At 43.2% G+C, this 15416-nt stretch carries 17 protein-coding genes; 5 read left to right on the forward strand and 12 right to left on the reverse strand.

The window, feature by feature from the left end; all coding sequences use genetic code 11:
• Positions 1-155: 155 nt before the first annotated feature.
• Positions 156-1112 carry an AraC family transcriptional regulator gene (locus Q0277_RS04885; RefSeq protein WP_297996132.1) on the reverse strand — a complete coding sequence of 319 codons (957 nt, stop codon included), beginning with the start codon at positions 1110-1112 and terminating at the stop codon, positions 156-158.
• 109 nt (positions 1113-1221) lie between these two features.
• On the opposite strand from Q0277_RS04885, the gene Q0277_RS04890 reads away from it, so the two are divergent.
• The gene (locus Q0277_RS04890; protein WP_297996134.1) at positions 1222-3192 is read left to right on the forward strand and encodes a TonB-dependent receptor; all 1971 of its coding nucleotides are present in this window, start codon (positions 1222-1224) and stop codon (positions 3190-3192) included.
• A 49-nt stretch (positions 3193-3241) separates the two neighbouring features.
• A complete protein-coding gene (locus Q0277_RS04895; RefSeq protein ID WP_297996136.1) occupies positions 3242-4387 on the forward strand; it encodes a PepSY-associated TM helix domain-containing protein in 1146 nt (381 codons plus the stop codon).
• Positions 4388-4576: 189 nt separating this feature from the next.
• Here Q0277_RS04895 and Q0277_RS04900 read toward each other — a convergent pair whose 3' ends face one another.
• From Q0277_RS04900 to Q0277_RS04915, 4 genes are all read right to left on the reverse strand, one after another.
• Positions 4577-5509, reverse strand: a complete 933-nt coding sequence (locus Q0277_RS04900) for a D-2-hydroxyacid dehydrogenase (protein ID WP_297996138.1) — start codon at positions 5507-5509, stop codon at positions 4577-4579.
• Positions 5510-6144: 635 nt separating this feature from the next.
• Complete coding sequence (locus Q0277_RS04905; RefSeq protein WP_297996140.1) at positions 6145-7329, reverse strand: glutathionylspermidine synthase family protein; 1185 nt, start codon at positions 7327-7329, stop codon at positions 6145-6147.
• 372 nt (positions 7330-7701) lie between these two features.
• Positions 7702-8289, reverse strand: a complete 588-nt coding sequence (locus Q0277_RS04910) for a UPF0323 family lipoprotein (protein WP_297996142.1) — start codon at positions 8287-8289, stop codon at positions 7702-7704.
• The gene (locus Q0277_RS04915) at positions 8286-8921 is read right to left on the reverse strand and encodes a helix-turn-helix domain-containing protein (protein WP_297996144.1); all 636 of its coding nucleotides are present in this window, start codon (positions 8919-8921) and stop codon (positions 8286-8288) included. The genes Q0277_RS04910 and Q0277_RS04915 overlap by 4 nt, the downstream gene beginning before the upstream one ends.
• A gap of 279 nt (positions 8922-9200) precedes the next feature.
• Between Q0277_RS04915 and Q0277_RS04920 the strand changes: the two genes are divergently transcribed.
• Positions 9201-9824, forward strand: a complete 624-nt coding sequence (locus Q0277_RS04920) for a TetR/AcrR family transcriptional regulator (protein WP_297996146.1) — start codon at positions 9201-9203, stop codon at positions 9822-9824.
• 336 nt (positions 9825-10160) lie between these two features.
• Complete coding sequence (locus Q0277_RS04925) at positions 10161-11501, forward strand: FAD-dependent oxidoreductase (protein WP_297996148.1); 1341 nt, start codon at positions 10161-10163, stop codon at positions 11499-11501.
• A 317-nt stretch (positions 11502-11818) separates the two neighbouring features.
• Here the strand turns inward: Q0277_RS04925 and Q0277_RS04930 are convergent, their stop codons facing one another.
• From Q0277_RS04930 to Q0277_RS04960, 7 genes are read right to left on the reverse strand one after another with little or no spacing between them, the layout of a single operon-like run.
• Entirely contained in the window at positions 11819-12187 is a 369-nt protein-coding gene (locus tag Q0277_RS04930; protein ID WP_297996150.1) for a hypothetical protein, read from the reverse strand.
• 35 nt (positions 12188-12222) lie between these two features.
• Positions 12223-12705 carry a hypothetical protein gene (locus tag Q0277_RS04935; RefSeq protein WP_297996152.1) on the reverse strand — a complete coding sequence of 161 codons (483 nt, stop codon included), beginning with the start codon at positions 12703-12705 and terminating at the stop codon, positions 12223-12225.
• 30 nt (positions 12706-12735) lie between these two features.
• Positions 12736-13140 (reverse strand): hypothetical protein, encoded by a 405-nt coding sequence (locus tag Q0277_RS04940; protein ID WP_297996154.1) that lies wholly within the window; start codon positions 13138-13140, stop codon positions 12736-12738.
• Between the two features lie 34 nt (positions 13141-13174).
• On the reverse strand, positions 13175-13528 hold the full coding sequence (locus Q0277_RS04945) for a hypothetical protein (protein ID WP_297996156.1): 354 nt from the start codon (positions 13526-13528) through the stop codon (positions 13175-13177).
• Between the two features lie 46 nt (positions 13529-13574).
• Positions 13575-14102, reverse strand: a complete 528-nt coding sequence (locus tag Q0277_RS04950; protein WP_297996158.1) for a hypothetical protein — start codon at positions 14100-14102, stop codon at positions 13575-13577.
• A 13-nt stretch (positions 14103-14115) separates the two neighbouring features.
• Positions 14116-14523, reverse strand: coding sequence for a hypothetical protein (locus tag Q0277_RS04955; RefSeq protein ID WP_297996160.1), 408 nt, complete (start codon positions 14521-14523; stop codon positions 14116-14118).
• A gap of 1 nt (position 14524) precedes the next feature.
• Positions 14525-14716 carry a hypothetical protein gene (locus Q0277_RS04960; protein WP_297996162.1) on the reverse strand — a complete coding sequence of 64 codons (192 nt, stop codon included), beginning with the start codon at positions 14714-14716 and terminating at the stop codon, positions 14525-14527.
• Positions 14717-15030: 314 nt separating this feature from the next.
• Between Q0277_RS04960 and Q0277_RS04965 the strand changes: the two genes are divergently transcribed.
• A complete protein-coding gene (locus tag Q0277_RS04965; protein ID WP_297921763.1) occupies positions 15031-15186 on the forward strand; it encodes a hypothetical protein in 156 nt (51 codons plus the stop codon).
• Positions 15187-15416 lie beyond the last annotated feature (230 nt).

The following is a 15416-nucleotide window of genomic DNA, read 5'->3' on the forward strand; positions in this document are numbered from 1 at the left end:
ATCGCAGCTCGTTTTTGCCGTCAAGGCTTCGGCGGCATTTATAATTTAAATTCCGTATTTTTACGGATCCCGGTTGCGATATAAAATTTTATGATGTTTTGATATGCGGTTGTGAAAGGGCGCGGCTTATAAAAGATAGCCGATCGCAAGAAATTCTAATCCGAGTAGTAAAATTTTATATCCTTTTTCAGTTGCGTCGGCAGTATATTAAATTTAGCCCTAAAAATTTTAGAAAAATGCGATAAATTATTGTATCCGACCATTTTAGCGGCTTCGTTTACGCTGATTTGATCTAGACTCAATAGCTCTTTTGCAATTCCAAGCCGCTCATTTGTCAGCATCGCATAAATGGTCGTGCCAAAATATGCTTTAAAATCCCTTTTTAGTGCAAATTCATTCGTGGCACAAAGACGAGCGAGCTCCTTAATGCTAGGTGGGTTTTGCATATTTTCAAGTAATATTTTCTTTGCTTTTTGGACTGTTTTTATGCCATTTTCATTAAGACTAAGCGTATTTTTGGGCTCATTAAATTTATAAAAACTTTTATAAAGCATCTCTAAAATTTTACTTTCCATAAAAATTTCGCGCATTTTGCCGTCGTATATCGCGGCATTTTCGAGCTCTTTAAGGATGATATTTTGCACGGCGCTTGTTTTAAATTTCTTCATGCAAACGGCTTGATCTAAATTCAAATTTTTTAAAATTCCCAGCTCATTTGCAAAAGCGGTGCTAAGCGCTATGCATGAGCTTTTATAGTGTTTATTTTCAAGCTCGTGAACGCCACGCAATTTGCTTTGCATAGTTCCGAGCCAAAACTCACCTTTATTCAAGACGAACTGATCTTTATCCGATCTGAAGCAGATAGGATTTTCGCCCGTATTGAAAAATAAAAATGAATAGCGGCTACCTCGCTCGTGGCGATGCAAAAGAAAATCTCTGCAAATTATATCGCTGCTATAATATCCTATCTCTCCGCCCGTATAAAAAGAGCTAAAGTTGAATTTTATACTTTCGCTTTTAAGCTCGGTTTTGCTATACCTGCATTGCTTGGACGGCTCAATGTCGTTAGATATTTTTTGTAAAAAATCATCTAAACTTATCTCTTTACTCATCTTATCCCTTTAGCGTTTAAAAAAATCCCTCTACCGTTTAGTATTTCTTGATAATGCATATCTTATTATAGTAAAATGAGTTTAAATTTTAATAAGAAAAGGGGCGTTTGTGCACGTAATATATAAATTATCGCTGATTGCTGCTATAGCGACAGCTGGAATATCGAGTGAGATAGAAAAACAAGGCAAAAGCGTAAATTTGGGTGAAATTACCGTAGTCAGTGCTACGGGCTATCGGCAAAATATTCAAGACGCACCCGCTTCTATCTCCGTTCTTACGCAAAAAGAGATACAAAAGCGCAACTATCAAGATATCTCCGCAATGCTAAAAGATTTGCCGAGTGCCTTTACCGCAACGCTAGGTGCTGCATCGAGAAAAGGCATAAGCCTAAGAGGTCTGTCTCAAAAGTATACAAAAATTTTAATCGACGGCAAGCCCGCGACCAGCGATAGCGCTTATAAAGGATTAAGAAGTATTGGCAGCAGTCAGAATTTCTTGCCTCCTGCAAATGCGATAGAGCGCATAGAGGTCATCCGCGGTCCTATGAGCTCGCTTTACGGCAGCGACGCTATGGGCGGAGTAATAAATATCATCACCAAGGGCTTTTCAAATGAGCTTAGCGGCAATGTAAACGGATACTATACTTTCGCTAAAAAATCGCAAATAAAAGGTGATTATCAAACAGGTTTTTATCTAAACGGAGCTATCGTCCCGGACGTGCTAGGTATCGCACTTTACGGCAGATTTTTTGAAAAGATAGAGGACAAAGAGCCTTATGCGAATAGAAATAATGAAGAGACGAATATGGGCGCAAAACTAATGTATAACGTAACGCAAAACGATGAGGTAGCGCTTGATTATCGTAAAGTAAATAATAAATTTAGGCGTACATACGGGCGTACGCGAACAACCTCGGGAGGCAATAACGATATTGCGAAAGAGGATATGAAAGGCTACACCGCAAGCCTGTCTCACCAGGGAAAATACGATAAGTTTATGATAGATAGCTATGCAAATTACGATAGCATGAAAGAAAGCGGCGCCCAGGATCTGCGTCTTAGAACGACTACGCTAAATTCTAAAGGCTCATATTTTTTCGATTCAAATGCTTTGAGTTTGGGCGTGCAATACCGAAGCGAGAGATTAAACGAAGCCGCTACTACCGCAGATGAGGCAAATGTCAAAAGATGGGATTATTCGATCTACGGCGAGGATGATTTTTATCTAACTGATGATTTAACGTTAACCGGCGGAATCAGATATAACCGTGATAAGGACTATGGCGGCCATATATCTCCGCGCGCTTATGCCGTTTATCGTTTAAACGAAAGCTTTTCTATTAAAGGCGGCGTTTCGACGGGATATTCAACTCCGGATATTAAGCAGCGTAGCGAGGGCCTTGCCCTGCCATTTGCAGGAGGCCAGGGAGCGCAGATCGGTAGAAGCTCTCTGAAGCCTGAAAGTAGCATAAGTTACGAAGGCGGGTTTTCTTACGACGATAACGATAAATTTAACTTTAGCGCTACTGCGTTTTATACCGAAATCAAAGATGGAATTTCTACCAAATTGATTTGCCGTCCAAGACCGGGAAATCCTTGCGTGCATAACGGCAAAACTTACAGGCGCGGTATTTGGGACACTATAAATATCGGAGAAGCCGAGGTTAGGGGTCTAGAGCTAAGTAGCGATTATCAAATTTTAGATAATTTGAAGCTGCATGCAAACTACGCCTATACGAAATCCGAGCAAAAAACGGGTAGCGAGAAGGGCAAAACCTTAAATAATTTTCCAATCCATTCGGTAAAGCTAGGATTTGATTACGACGTAAGCTCCAAGCTAAACTTATGGTCGCAAATAAATTATTATAGTAGGACGCGCGATAGCCTAAGCTACGATGAGGATATCCGCTCATACACGCTTTTCGATCTGGGCGCGAGCTATAAAGTCACAAAAGACGCAAGTTTAAATTTTACGCTTTATAACATATTCAACGAATTCGTACTAACGCGCTCGGGAAATTACCAAATGATGGTCGTAGACGGGATGAAGGCGCAGGTTGGATTTAACGTGAACTTTTAAATTCGCGGCGCATAAATTTCGTCCGCGGATTTAAAATTTAAGGAAATTAATGGCGATTCTAAAAAGGAAAAAATTTTGGTTCAACGTCCATCTTGTTTTGACGCTTATGTGTTGCGTGCCAATCTTAATCGTAGCCCTTAGCGGCGCTATTATCTCGTATCATGATGAGATTATAGATGCGTTAAATCAAAGCAAATCTTTCGTGAGCCCGAGCGAAAAAGACGCTCTTAAGCCCGCCAAAATTTTAAATATTTTCAGAAAAGTCAAGCCTGGTTTTACGCTCAGTTATTATAGGATTCCTCACAATAAAAATGAGGCGATTAGGCTTTCTGGTACAGATTCTAGCGGCGAGTTTAAATCATATTTTATAGATCCTTATAGCGGCGAAATTACTTCGGAAAACATAGGCGATACGTTTATCGGCGTAATGCTAAACCTACATACCAATCTGGGATTCGGGCTAAGCAAAAACGAAACTCTGCGGTTAATAGGCAAAAATATTGTGGCGCTTAGCACGGTTATGTTTATTTTGGTCTTAATTTCAGGCGTGGTGATCTATTATCCTAGCTTTAGAGGAAAGATTTTACGCGCATTTAGGATAAATTTTAAAGCGAGAGGTTACACGTTTTTATATAGCATGCATGGCGCAGTCGGAGTTTTGCTGCTGCCCGTTTTGCTTACGATAAGCGCTAGCGGGCTTTATTGGTCGTATGATTGGATAGCCAAAATCACCAACAGAGCGCTAGGTGAAAAGGAAATTTTTAGAAAAACGAGCTTTACCGAAGTGCGAGGATTTTCGCTTGAGGATGAAGATAAAATTTTAAATTTGCAGACGGCATTTGATATTTTTAAGCGCGAACGCGGTGAAAACTACGAATTCTTTAACATCATCGCTCAAAAAGATGGAGAAAATTTTATGATCTTTTATTTCGATAAAGGCGAAAAGAGCGAAGAGCATATGAATACGATGAGTATAAACGTTAAAAAGGGCATCTTGCGGCATGCTCGCTATGATGATGCGAAAAGCACCATGCCGCGCCCTTTTACTATACATAAAGCCGTTTTGAGCGTGCATTCGGGCTATATCTTTGGCGAGGCGGGTAAGTTCTTATTTTGCGTAGCGGCAATTTCAGTGTTATTTTTTATAGTTACGGGATTTTGGATGAGCATAAAAAGAATTTATAAGAAAAGATAAATCTACGAATTCAAAGCGGAGAGGTAGCTTATCCGCGGCGTAAATTTAAAATTTTATCCGAAGCGGTATCGCTTCTTTTCAGTTAATAAAATTTTATATACAGCGCTTTGAAATACTGCGTGCAGAGTCTTTGTGGACCTTGTGCCGCATCTTGATTTTGTTAAATTTGCTTCGGCGTTTCAACCGCGCTCATTTGCCGCTCATAAAATCCCTAATATTTTGCGCGATCATCTTTATCAGCCATTTGCGAGCCTCGACGCTCGCCCATGCGATGTGGGGCGTGATGACGACGTTGCGGCGATTTTTCACGCGCAAAAGCGGATGATCCGCCCTCATCGGCTCTGTTTGCAGCACGTCAAGCGCCGTGCGCAAGCCTCGCTCGTCCACGGCACGAGCCAGCGCCTCCTCATCCACGATGCCGCCGCGGCCGAAATTCATCAAGATCGCTCCCTCTTTCATCTTTGCAAGCTCCGCCTCGCCGATCAATCCCGCCGTTTTTTCATTTAGCGGAGCGTGGATCGAGATGATGTCGCATGCCCTCAAAAGTGCGTCCAGGCTCACTTTGGCAAACTCGCCGTTGTCGTTCGCGCCGCTAGTGGAGTAGTATCTCACGTTCGCGCCGAACGCGGCGGCGATGCGGGCGACCTTTGCGCCGATCTGTCCAAGCCCGATGACGCCGAATTCTTTGCCGTAAATTTCGCTGATCGGCGCGTCAATGTGTGTAAAAATTTCGCTCTCGCACCATTTGCCGCTGCTGCCGTAATCCGCGTAGTATCCGAGCGCGTTGGTTAGCGCGAACAGCGACGCGAAGGTCTGCTGCACGACGCTGTTCGTCGAATAGCCGGCTACGTTTTTCACCGCGATGCCGCGAGCCTGCGCGGCCTGCATGTCGATGTTATTCGTGCCCGTGGCGCTTACGCAGATCAGCTTAAGCGCGGTTTGCGCCATGATCTCGTCCGTGATTAGGACTTTGTTGGTTATGACGACGTCCGCATCGGCTAGACGCTGCGCGGTTTGCGCGGGCTCGGTCATCTCGTAGCTTTCAAACTCGCCTAAGCTCGCAATCTCGCTAAGATCGGCATCGCTTCCCAGCGTCGCGGCATCCAAACATACGATTTTCATATTTTCCCCTTTGCGTTTTAAAATTTTAAGCCGCAGCCGCGCGGCTAAATTTAGCCGCTAAATTCCGTCGTGCGATCGGAAGCACGGCGTCTAAACGGCAAAATTTTAACTCTGCAAATTTAGCTATTGCGGAAATTTGCTCGCGAGATTTTGCTATTGCAAAATTTACTCTCGCAAAATTTAACTATCGCGAATTCTGCCATTGCGAAATTTAATGATTGCAGCGGGCGGGGCGTTAAATTTTAAAATTCCAATTCATGTCAAAGCGAGCGGTAAATTTTTACCGCCGCTGAAATCTGCGTCTAAATTTAAAATTTCAATTTGCGCCGAAGCGAGAGATAAATTTTTGTCGCTCGCGTGTAAATTTTAAAATTTAGCTCGCGCAAACCTTGCTCTGTACGAAATTTCAACTTACGCAAATTTAACTTGCGCGAAATTTATCCGCGCAGAATTTTGGTTGCGACGCTACGTTAAATTTTACCGTAGTCTCCTAGCGTTAAATTTTACTGCCAAGCGACAAATTTGCCGTTGCCACCGAGCGATAAAATTTACCGCGGCGAGAGCCTTGCCGCCAAAGTTATCGCGAAGAGCCGCCGCCCTAAAATTTCTCAAATTTTATAAAATTCGCCGCGCCGCTACTTTGCATCCTCGATGTAGTGCCCCACAAATTTTGAGAGATTATCAAGTATCTCGCCGCCCTTGCGGAAGCCTAGCGCGCAGCCTTCGTATGCGAAAAATACCCCCGCTTGGTAGCTCTGGGCGCGCTCGTCTTTGTTTAGCTCGTAAAATTCCTGATACAAAAATTTCTGATTTCCGTAGTCGCCGCCGTTTTCCTCTATCTTTCTGCCGTCGGCGTCGAAAATCGCCACATTCGCCCCCTCGCGCGCCAAAAACGGCTTTTTGATCATCTTTTTGCCGATGATCGGCGAAAAGGAGCTTTGCAGCAGCAGCGGGTGGTTCGGATAGAGATCCCACAGGATTTTCATAATCCCTTTGCTTTGGAAAAGCAGCGTGTATGCGGGGTTTAGGATGATCGCCTTTTGATTTTGCACGATGTTTTTTAAGATGAGCGCAAGCTCGCCCTCCTCGATCGCGATCACTTCCCAAGGGATGAGCTTGAACCAATACTCGTAGTTTTCGCCCTCAAAAAACACACCCTCTTCGTCGTTAAATTCCACCTCGTCCACGTAGGCAAAGCGCGTCTTAAAGCCCGCATCCTCCGCGGTCTGCTGCAAAAGCTTCGTCGTCTTTTCATCCTCGACATTGCCCGCGACGCTGCTAAATAGAATTTTCCACCCCTCGTAAAATTTAGAAAAATCGCTTAGCTCGCCGTCAAGTACCACGAGCCGCTTGAAATTATCGCGCAGCGCGTCGTAGAGGTCGTTGAACTGGCTCGCCTCGTCCATGCCGTTTTCTTTCAGCATCGCCCACTGGATGATTGCCGTCTCAAACACCGCCGTGGGCGTGTCGGCGTTAAATTCTATCAGCTTGATCGGCTTGCCGTCCAGCCCGCCCGCGAAATCGAAGCGCCCGTATAGGTGCCAGTGCACCTCGTTTTCCCAGCTTTGTTTGATGAGATCTACGAGGTTGAAGGGGATGCCGAGCTCGTGGAAGAGGTTGTTGTCGATGACGTGCTGCGCGGCTGTGACAAACATCTCGTATAGCTCGTTTGCGGCCTCATAATACGCATCCGCCTCCGCAGCGCTCACGCGCACGATCTCGTCGCTAACGTAAGGAGTCTCGTCTGCGTCCGTGTGCCAGTAAAAGCCGAGCTTTTCGAGATATTCGTTGCTTAACGGCGTTATCTTTTTTAGTTGCATTTTTATCCTTTTTTTAAAATTTTAACTCATTTGTGCCGCGATCTTTGCGGCTTTTGCTAGTTTTAATGCGCATACGGCTTCGCGTAAATTTAAAGCGCGCAAGACGCAAGGCAAAATTTAATTAGCCGTAGATCATATGCGGCGATCATGTGTAAATTTAAGCCGCTCGAAAAGATACTCGCGGCTAAATTTAAACGGCGCGCTTGCGGTGTGGACCGGGCGTCGTCGTAAGAGCGATAAAATTTAGCTGAATTTTACAGCGCGTTTTTGAAAAATCTGCGTCAAATCAATGCTAAATTCGCGCAAATTTTAAAATTCTACGCTCTAAATTTAAACTCGCCGCGCAGAGCCGCCGTATGTTTCAAAGCGCGCTTAGCCGCCGAAAAATCCACCGCTCTTGCCGCTTTTGCTTCCGCCGAAAAATCCGCTCTTACCGCTTCGCGCTTTGGCGTTTTGCTGCTTTGCTTGATTGAAGCTATCGACGCTTCTAGAATATGCGCTAGGGCTTTTATAGGCGGTTTGGCGCTGGCTTTGATAGGCAGGGTTGTTAAACAGCTTGCCGCCGATCCACGAGCCGATGATCGCGCCTGCAGCGCTTGCCAAGATCGCTTCGCCCAGGCTCATGCCGCCGCTGCTAAGCTGCGCGTTTTGGTTGGTTAAATTTGAAGTGCCGGCGTCGATTTTGGCGTTTTCTTCGGCCAGAAGGGCTTTGGTTTCCTCATCGCTTAAAATTCTCTCCGTGCCGTCGAGCGATTTTAAGATGATCTGGGTCTTTTCGCTCGGAAATTCCTCTAAAATTTTATATTTTCCCGGCGCGACCTCTTCGAGTCGCACGAGCGCACCCTCTTGCAAGCGGACGTTTTGCTCCTGCCCCCTATCGTCGCAGCCTGCTAACGAGCCCGCCATAACGAGGCCGAAGCCGCTTACCAGCGCATAGCTAGCAATTTTGCGTAGTTTCATTTTTTTCCTTTCAATGATTTTATATCTAGGCTTTGATTTATCAAAAGTTCATTTCCCTCGACGCGGATAAACTCGCTCTTGCCGATGTTTTCGATGATTAGGCTTTGCGCTTTGAGGCGCTTTTTGCGTTTGAGCGATTTTACGAATTTTGCAAGGCTCGTCCATTCGCTACGATCGAAGGTTTTTTCTTTGACTTCGACATCGTAGGGTTTGGTCTCGCGGCTTTTGCTCGAAAGCAGCGGTTTATCGAAAAACGACAAAAAATACCTGAGCTTCTCGTCGCGCTCTTTATACATCAGCTTGATTTCATCTTTTGAGGCGATTAAAATTTCCTCTTTTTCTTTGTGAAGTCTGTCCTTATCGCTTTGCAGTGCTTCGATTTTGCCCTTTAGTTCGGAGATTTCTTTGATGAGATAGTCGATGAAGCTTTGAGTACCCGCCCCGCCGCCAGTACGCGAGCTTTTCGCAGAGCTTTGCGAAGCGGGCTCGCTTTGCATTTCATCATCTAAAAGCACGTAGCGTACGCCGCCGCTTTCCTCGGCGCGCAAGGAATTTCTGCGGATGCGGTTGTAGACGGCTTCTTTTGAAATTCCTAAAATTTCGGCTGCTTCGCCGATCGAGACTTTTTTCATACAAAGATGCCTTTTAGCGTTTTAGGTAATTATTGCTAAATTTGCCTAAAATAGGCATTAAACGCTTCGTTTACAAAGATAGATTCCGCTTTACCGCAGCTGGTGCGCGATAAAATTCCGCTCGCTTGCGCCTGCGCGATATAAAATTTCGCTTCGCTTGCAAAAGCCGCGTAAAATTATTTCTTGCTGAGGTTTTAAAATTTTAGCCCAATAATGTTGCTTAATTAAGTATATTTTTTATACACTTACAAAAAATTTTAGTATTTCAAAGGAGGCGAAATGCCCGAATCGCCTAAATATAAAAAATCCGAAATTCGCTGCAAGCTCATTTTAGACGCGGCGCTGGAGCTGTTTTTAGCCAAAGGTTACGAGGCTACGAGCTTAAGCGATATCATCGAGCTTAGCGGCGGCTCGCTATCGTCGGTTTATAAGTATTTTGATAACAAAGAAAGCCTATTTTTGCGCATCATCGAACTGCAAAGCAAAAAGCTTGATGAGCGAATGAACGAGCGCATGCGAATCAATAAAGACCTAAAATTGCGTGAGTATCTGCGAGAGTTTGCAGGGATTTATCTGGAGTTTCTTTTCGCTCCGGAGGCAATAAAATTCTATCGATTGATACTTTTCAGCGGCTTTAACGGAGCGCTTAGCGAGAGCCCAAAAATCTTTTTAAAAAGCGGCGTGCTAGGTTCGCCGAATGCGCTGGATGAGTATTTGGCGGCGCATGCGGACGAGTTTGCGCCCGGACGCACGGCAAAAAGCCTAGCGCTATATTTTTGCTTTTTGCTTAGAGAGCCGCATTTTAGCAGGCTGCTGTTTTTCGACGAAAAGCTAAATTTCAAAGCGATCGAGCTAATCAAAGACCGCATCGATATGTTTTTGCTCGGCGTAAAAAAGCGCTAATGGCGGAATTTTACAGCGCAAATTCTGCGTTTTTCGCGCCTTTAAATTTTATGAGCGGTTTGGGGCTTAGAATTTTGTAGCTTGGATTCTATCTGTTACCAAGCGCTATAAAATGCCACGTATCCCGCGCTTAAAATTTTAATTCTATTGATGCAAAATTTTTGAAACGATTAGAGCTGAAATTTTTATTTTCTGTATTAAATTCTGTGCCGAAGTTAGAATTTTGCCGTTAAATTTCGCGCCTCTTGTCTGCGCCTTTAAATTTGCGCCACTCAGATTTTAAATTTAATAAAACCTCTTATAATCCCGCGAAATTTCAGATCAAAAGGATTAAAAATGGATTATGACATCATCGTAATAGGCTTTGGCAAGGCGGGCAAAACCCTTGCCGCAAAATCCGCCGCACTGGGCAAAAAGGTTGCTCTCATCGAGCGCTCACCACAGATGTACGGCGGCACCTGCATCAACGTAGGCTGCATCCCGACCAAGCGGCTAGTTACGGCGAGCAAGGAAGCAGGCTTCGTAAATTTTAGCGTGCTAGGAGAGTATTTCGTACTGAGTATGCAGAAAAAGGACGAGCTCGTAGAGGCACTGAGGGCGAAAAATTTAGCAATGCTAAAGGGAAGCCCAAATATCGATGTAATCGACGGCGAGGGCTCATTTACGAGCGCAAATTCCGTGCGCGTGCTAAGTCCTGACGGGCAGACGCGTGAAATTTCAGCAGAAACGATCGTCGTAAATACGGGCTCGAGGGAGGTCGAGCCTAGCTTTGAGGTAAGCTCGCAGATCGCTTATAGTAGCGAAGAAATTTTAAATTTAAAGATCCTACCGAAGCATCTAGTAATCGTCGGCGGCGGATTTATCGGGCTTGAGTTTGCCTCGATGTTTGCGGGATTTGGCTCGAAAGTTAGCGTGCTGATGCGATCGAAATTTATGAAAAACGAAGATGAGGACGTGGCTGCCAGCGTCAAATCCGCTCTGCAGGCCCAAGGCGTGGAGATTATCGAGGGCTGCGAGTTTTTGAGTTTAAAGGGCGGCGAGCTGAAATTTAACCTCGCGGGCGAGAGCAAGGCGGTCGCGGCGGACGCGTTTTTATATGCCCTCGGTCGTCGCGCGAATACGAATGATCTAAATTTAGCCGCTGCGGGGGTGCAAACGGACGCGCGCGGCAATATCATCACGAATGAGCATCTGCAAAGCTCCGCTGCGAGCATCTACGCAGCAGGCGACGTGCGCGGCGGCGAGATGTTTACCTACACGAGCCTGGATGATTTTAGGATCATTTTTAGCGCGCTTTTCGGAGATGGCGCGCGCACTACGAAAAACCGCGCACCGCATGCAAGCGTGCTGTTTACCCGCACGCCGCTAGCTCGCATCGGCCTTAGCGAGCGCAAAGCAAGAGAGAGCGGGCGCGAGATCAAGGTGCTGAAGCTTTCGATGGCGACGGTGCCGGGCGCCAAAGTCGTAGCGCACGACGAGGGAATGATGAAGGCGGTCGTGGACGCGGCTAGCGGCGAAATTTTAGGCGCGGCGCTTCACTGCGTAAACGCGCACGAGATCGTTAATGAGCTGGCGATCGCCATGGCGCTGGGCGCGAAGGCAGACTTTTTCAAAAACCAAATTTTTACGCACCCTAGCATTAGCGAGGCGCTGAACGATCTTTTCGGACAGTTTTAAATTTGAAATTTAACGGCACTCGGGCTTGGGGATGTCCGAGTGCCTAGGCGTAAATTTATCATGAAATTTAATGCGCCGGAGTGGGTTAAATTTAGACTGGGTTAAATAGTTTGAGTCCTTGCTGCCAGTGTCTTTCTTGGTCGCTATAGCTTGGCACGTATCGCTTCATCCGCCGCTTGTAAAAAATAATTTCTAGGTTATCTTGGAATTGTTTTGAAAGAGCTGTGCGTAAAATTCTGTTAGCACCTATCGGTATGTACTAATCGCTTGTTGTTTAGAATTTCAAAAATTTATACTTTATGGATAGGCTCAAAATTTTATCTATCCCCAAAGATCAAATAGGCTAAATTTTTACTCAAATTCCTATACGCAACCACCCAATATTCCCATATGATGTTTTTTATTTGCAAGTTATCGTCCAGAAAGTCTGCAAATATTTTAACCCTATCTTTGTCTACTGTGCCTAGCTCTTCATCCTCTTTCTCAAACGAAGCGACAATTAAATGCGACAGAGCAATCTTATCGTGGAAATTTAATGTCTTGTCTTCTAGTAAATTTAACATTGACGTAATTTTGCCGATGTCTGCCAATTCTAGCTCCCAATCTTGCTCATTTCCCGTCGAATCTAACCCCAAAAGCTTATTTAATTTTATCGCGCTTTCTTTTCTTACGAAATAATCGGTCATTTTATTATCCTTTATATATGTTTTCACCGCGATACTCAGCCGACCGCGCTATCTAGCAGTTTCCTAGAATTTTGCAAAGCCCATACGAAATTCTCGAGCTCTACGCAGTCTTTTAATTCAAATCCAAAATTTAACAGACCTACCGATAGGGCGTCGCCATCTTTTATGACATGCGCTATTAGATTGCCTTTGTGTTCTATACTCACTTTATTCTCATATCTTGTAAATTTAAAGATATTTTTCGAGCATCTTCCGTTTCTTTTTGAAAATTTCTCAAATTGCTCCGTAAAATTCGGTCTTTGATTCCCATCTTTTAGCCATAATCCTCCGGCATATAGCGCCCATATAAGCTCGTAAAAATTGATATTATGCCGAGTTTCGGTAGCAGCAACCAAAAGCTTATTCGTTTCATGATTGATCTCTATTAAAGCCTCTCTGTCCATATGCCAAATCTCGGCTACTACTTTTTCTCTATCCGGCACGGAGGCAATTAAAAATTCAAATTCATTTTCTATCATATCAAAATCCTATTTTTTGTTTTTTACTGCCTAATTTAATTTGAATGCTCTATCGTTCGAGCCTAAATCGTATTTGTCCCGTTCTTTTATGGTATCTTGCGCCTTTTCTACTACGATATGCCAATTTGGATCCTCTATAATGGCACGATCATCGGTTTCGTCTTTGGCTTGATAATTTTTTATAGTATCTCTAAATTCTTGCAATAATTCTATAAGTTTTGGCGGGAATCCTAAACGACAAGCCGTATTTTTTGTAAAATCGTCGAAATCGAAATCATCAAAAAGTGTGCACATTAGCTCTGTATACGATGAAATATAGTCCTCTACGTTGTTTTCATTCAACCAATACATTTTTTGTTGCTTTATGCTGGAAGCCTCTTCTATATTATCATAAATGCCCTTTACGCGGAATTCCTGCCCTACTAAAATAAGCATCTATTTTCTCCATAATTCTATTAAATCATCATATCTAAATCAAATTCCTATCCATATCAAATATTTTGGGATAGTTTTTATAGTTTATTTCGATATAGCCGCCTTTTTTAAATTTTTTAGCTTGCGTCGATAAAACCTCTAAAACTACGAATTCAAATCCAAAAAATAGCTCACCCCGGCCTTCCTCTCCTTCTTCAAGACCTGGATCACAGCATCCTTCAAAATCGTCATAAAATCTAACTTTATAAATATTATTTTCATCAAACTCAATGATAAACTCTCTTTTATTTAGTTCATATATATTTCTCGCCAAATTTTTCATAATATTGCGTTCGTTGTTCGAAAATCTTAACAAAAAATTCTCGTAAATTTCCTTTCCGCTTAGCATCGCACTCCTTTTTGCAGTTTAACAAAGATTTGTCCGCTTGCCCTCTTTAATCGGCTTCTTGGCTATTGTATTTCGCACTCTCGATCTCCGCAAGCGTTAATTTTGCCAAAGGATTGATAAACTTAGTGATACAATATTTATTATCGCATGTAATTACGCTTTGGCGCCCATCTACTTTCATTGCATTAGAGCAATTCGGGCACATTACATAGCCTTCGCCTAAATCAACGCCAATCGGAAAATTTAGCCCTCTCTGTTCTTTCAAAAATCTAAAAAATTCCTCTTTTGAAATTTTGATATTAGAAAATAATCGAAAAATTTCTTCTGCCTTTTGCCTTATCTCGCCTTCTTTAAAAAATACGTTAGGAGCCTTTTTAAAATCTTCATCAAACTCAGAAAATCTACCCGCCATCATATCCAATTCTTTTAATGCCTGCTCTTCCGCTTTATTGGTTGCGCAATATAGAGATTCCAAATCATACATCTTATAAAATTCATCACAAAACAGCTCTATATCGCACCAATCGTATATGAATCCAGCTATTAAATAATACAATTCTTCATTTTGCTGCATATTTCACCTCATTTTAAATTTTATCGCCATTTTTATTATTTACGCCTTTTAGAATTTCATGCAATAGCTCGTTTTCGGTTGCATTTTTCTCATCTAATATTGATACGCCCATAGTTGTTGGAGTAATCTTGGATAAAAATAGATTTACAAGCTCTGTTTTTTCATCGATTCCGTATGACAATGTAACTATATCCAATAAATCGTGCCGCTCTATAAAGCTATCAAAGATATCTTCTAATTGCGACGCTTTCTCTGCGTAGAAGAATATCCACTTTACGCCTATAAGAAAATCCGTTGTGATATTACTAAAGATATCTATTTTGTCCATAAAGTGCGATCCGATAAGCAAATATATATCCAAGCCGTTTTTGGACAAAGAGCCAAGCTCGTAAATAGAACCGATATTTTTATAATTTATCATTTTATTTCTCGCTCCCTTGTTTTTTTATCATCTTTAGCCACTCTTTTTCAAATTTAAAATATTTCTCAAGCTTTTTATTCTTTTCTATTTGATTCCACTTTTCTATCTCGGCATAATCTTGCAGTTCGCCTCCGCATTTAGGGCAAACACCCCCATCTTTAACGTCCGAAAAATTATAAAATTTACTTCTCATATTTTTAAAATTTTACCGTAATTTTCCTACAAAATTTTACTTAAATTTGGCTTCAGTCGTTTAAAATTTTATCTCTTTGAAATTTAAATTTCAACCATTGTCCGGCGTTTTAAATTTCTCTATTTTTAAAACGCACGCTGCAAACGCCGCTTTAAAATTTACGCAGATGCGAGCAGGTAAGAGGGCGCCGTTATAAATCTAAAGCCAAATTTTATTTCTAGCCATCTTTTAATTTGTTTCTTATCTTTGGTGTATTAAATCCCGCTTCGTTTCATTCGTAAATTTGAAACGTATCTTAAAAGCAAGGAGAGCCGATGAGCGAAAGAAATTTACAAATTTTAGGTTGGGCGGGCACATGCCTGTCGGTCATCATGTACGTATCCTATGTGCCGAACATAATGGCAAATTTAGACGGCAACAAAGTCCCGTTTCTCCAGCCGCTCGCAGCCGCGATAAACTGCACGATATAGCTTAGCTACGGCCTGCTAAAGCCCAAAAAGGACTATCCGCTCGCCGCGGCGAATTTCCCGGGGATCATCTTTGGGCTACTAACCGCAATAACGGCGCTTTAAACCGTGCTTTTAGCGGCTTGATAAATTTTAAAACCGCCCGCGCCGCACCTTGTCTGCCGCGTCTGTACAGCGCACCCACCTGCCACGCTGAGTCCGAGCTAACTTGTCGCAAGCGTACCCGCACCTCA

The sequence above is a fragment of the uncultured Campylobacter sp. genome, assembly GCF_938030815.1.
Classification (GTDB): domain Bacteria; phylum Campylobacterota; class Campylobacteria; order Campylobacterales; family Campylobacteraceae; genus Campylobacter_B.

What these genes read in the sequence shown, in the direction of transcription:
- Q0277_RS04885 (WP_297996132.1), bottom strand. Translation starts at nt 1,112, where the DNA reads ATGAGTAAAGAGATAAGTTTAGATGATTTTTTACAAAAAATATCTAAC.
- Q0277_RS04895 (WP_297996136.1), top strand. Translation starts at nt 3,242, where the DNA reads ATGGCGATTCTAAAAAGGAAAAAATTTTGGTTCAACGTCCATCTTGTT.
- Q0277_RS04900 (WP_297996138.1), bottom strand. Translation starts at nt 5,509, where the DNA reads ATGAAAATCGTATGTTTGGATGCCGCGACGCTGGGAAGCGATGCCGAT.
- Q0277_RS04905 (WP_297996140.1), bottom strand. Translation starts at nt 7,329, where the DNA reads ATGCAACTAAAAAAGATAACGCCGTTAAGCAACGAATATCTCGAAAAG.
- Q0277_RS04910 (WP_297996142.1), bottom strand. Translation starts at nt 8,289, where the DNA reads ATGAAACTACGCAAAATTGCTAGCTATGCGCTGGTAAGCGGCTTCGGC.
- Q0277_RS04915 (WP_297996144.1), bottom strand. Translation starts at nt 8,921, where the DNA reads ATGAAAAAAGTCTCGATCGGCGAAGCAGCCGAAATTTTAGGAATTTCA.
- Q0277_RS04920 (WP_297996146.1), top strand. Translation starts at nt 9,201, where the DNA reads ATGCCCGAATCGCCTAAATATAAAAAATCCGAAATTCGCTGCAAGCTC.
- Q0277_RS04925 (WP_297996148.1), top strand. Translation starts at nt 10,161, where the DNA reads ATGGATTATGACATCATCGTAATAGGCTTTGGCAAGGCGGGCAAAACC.
- Q0277_RS04930 (WP_297996150.1), bottom strand. Translation starts at nt 12,187, where the DNA reads ATGACCGATTATTTCGTAAGAAAAGAAAGCGCGATAAAATTAAATAAG.
- Q0277_RS04935 (WP_297996152.1), bottom strand. Translation starts at nt 12,705, where the DNA reads ATGATAGAAAATGAATTTGAATTTTTAATTGCCTCCGTGCCGGATAGA.
- Q0277_RS04940 (WP_297996154.1), bottom strand. Translation starts at nt 13,140, where the DNA reads ATGCTTATTTTAGTAGGGCAGGAATTCCGCGTAAAGGGCATTTATGAT.
- Q0277_RS04945 (WP_297996156.1), bottom strand. Translation starts at nt 13,528, where the DNA reads ATGCTAAGCGGAAAGGAAATTTACGAGAATTTTTTGTTAAGATTTTCG.
- Q0277_RS04950 (WP_297996158.1), bottom strand. Translation starts at nt 14,102, where the DNA reads ATGCAGCAAAATGAAGAATTGTATTATTTAATAGCTGGATTCATATAC.
- Q0277_RS04955 (WP_297996160.1), bottom strand. Translation starts at nt 14,523, where the DNA reads ATGATAAATTATAAAAATATCGGTTCTATTTACGAGCTTGGCTCTTTG.
- Q0277_RS04960 (WP_297996162.1), bottom strand. Translation starts at nt 14,716, where the DNA reads ATGAGAAGTAAATTTTATAATTTTTCGGACGTTAAAGATGGGGGTGTT.
- Q0277_RS04965 (WP_297921763.1), top strand. Translation starts at nt 15,031, where the DNA reads ATGAGCGAAAGAAATTTACAAATTTTAGGTTGGGCGGGCACATGCCTG.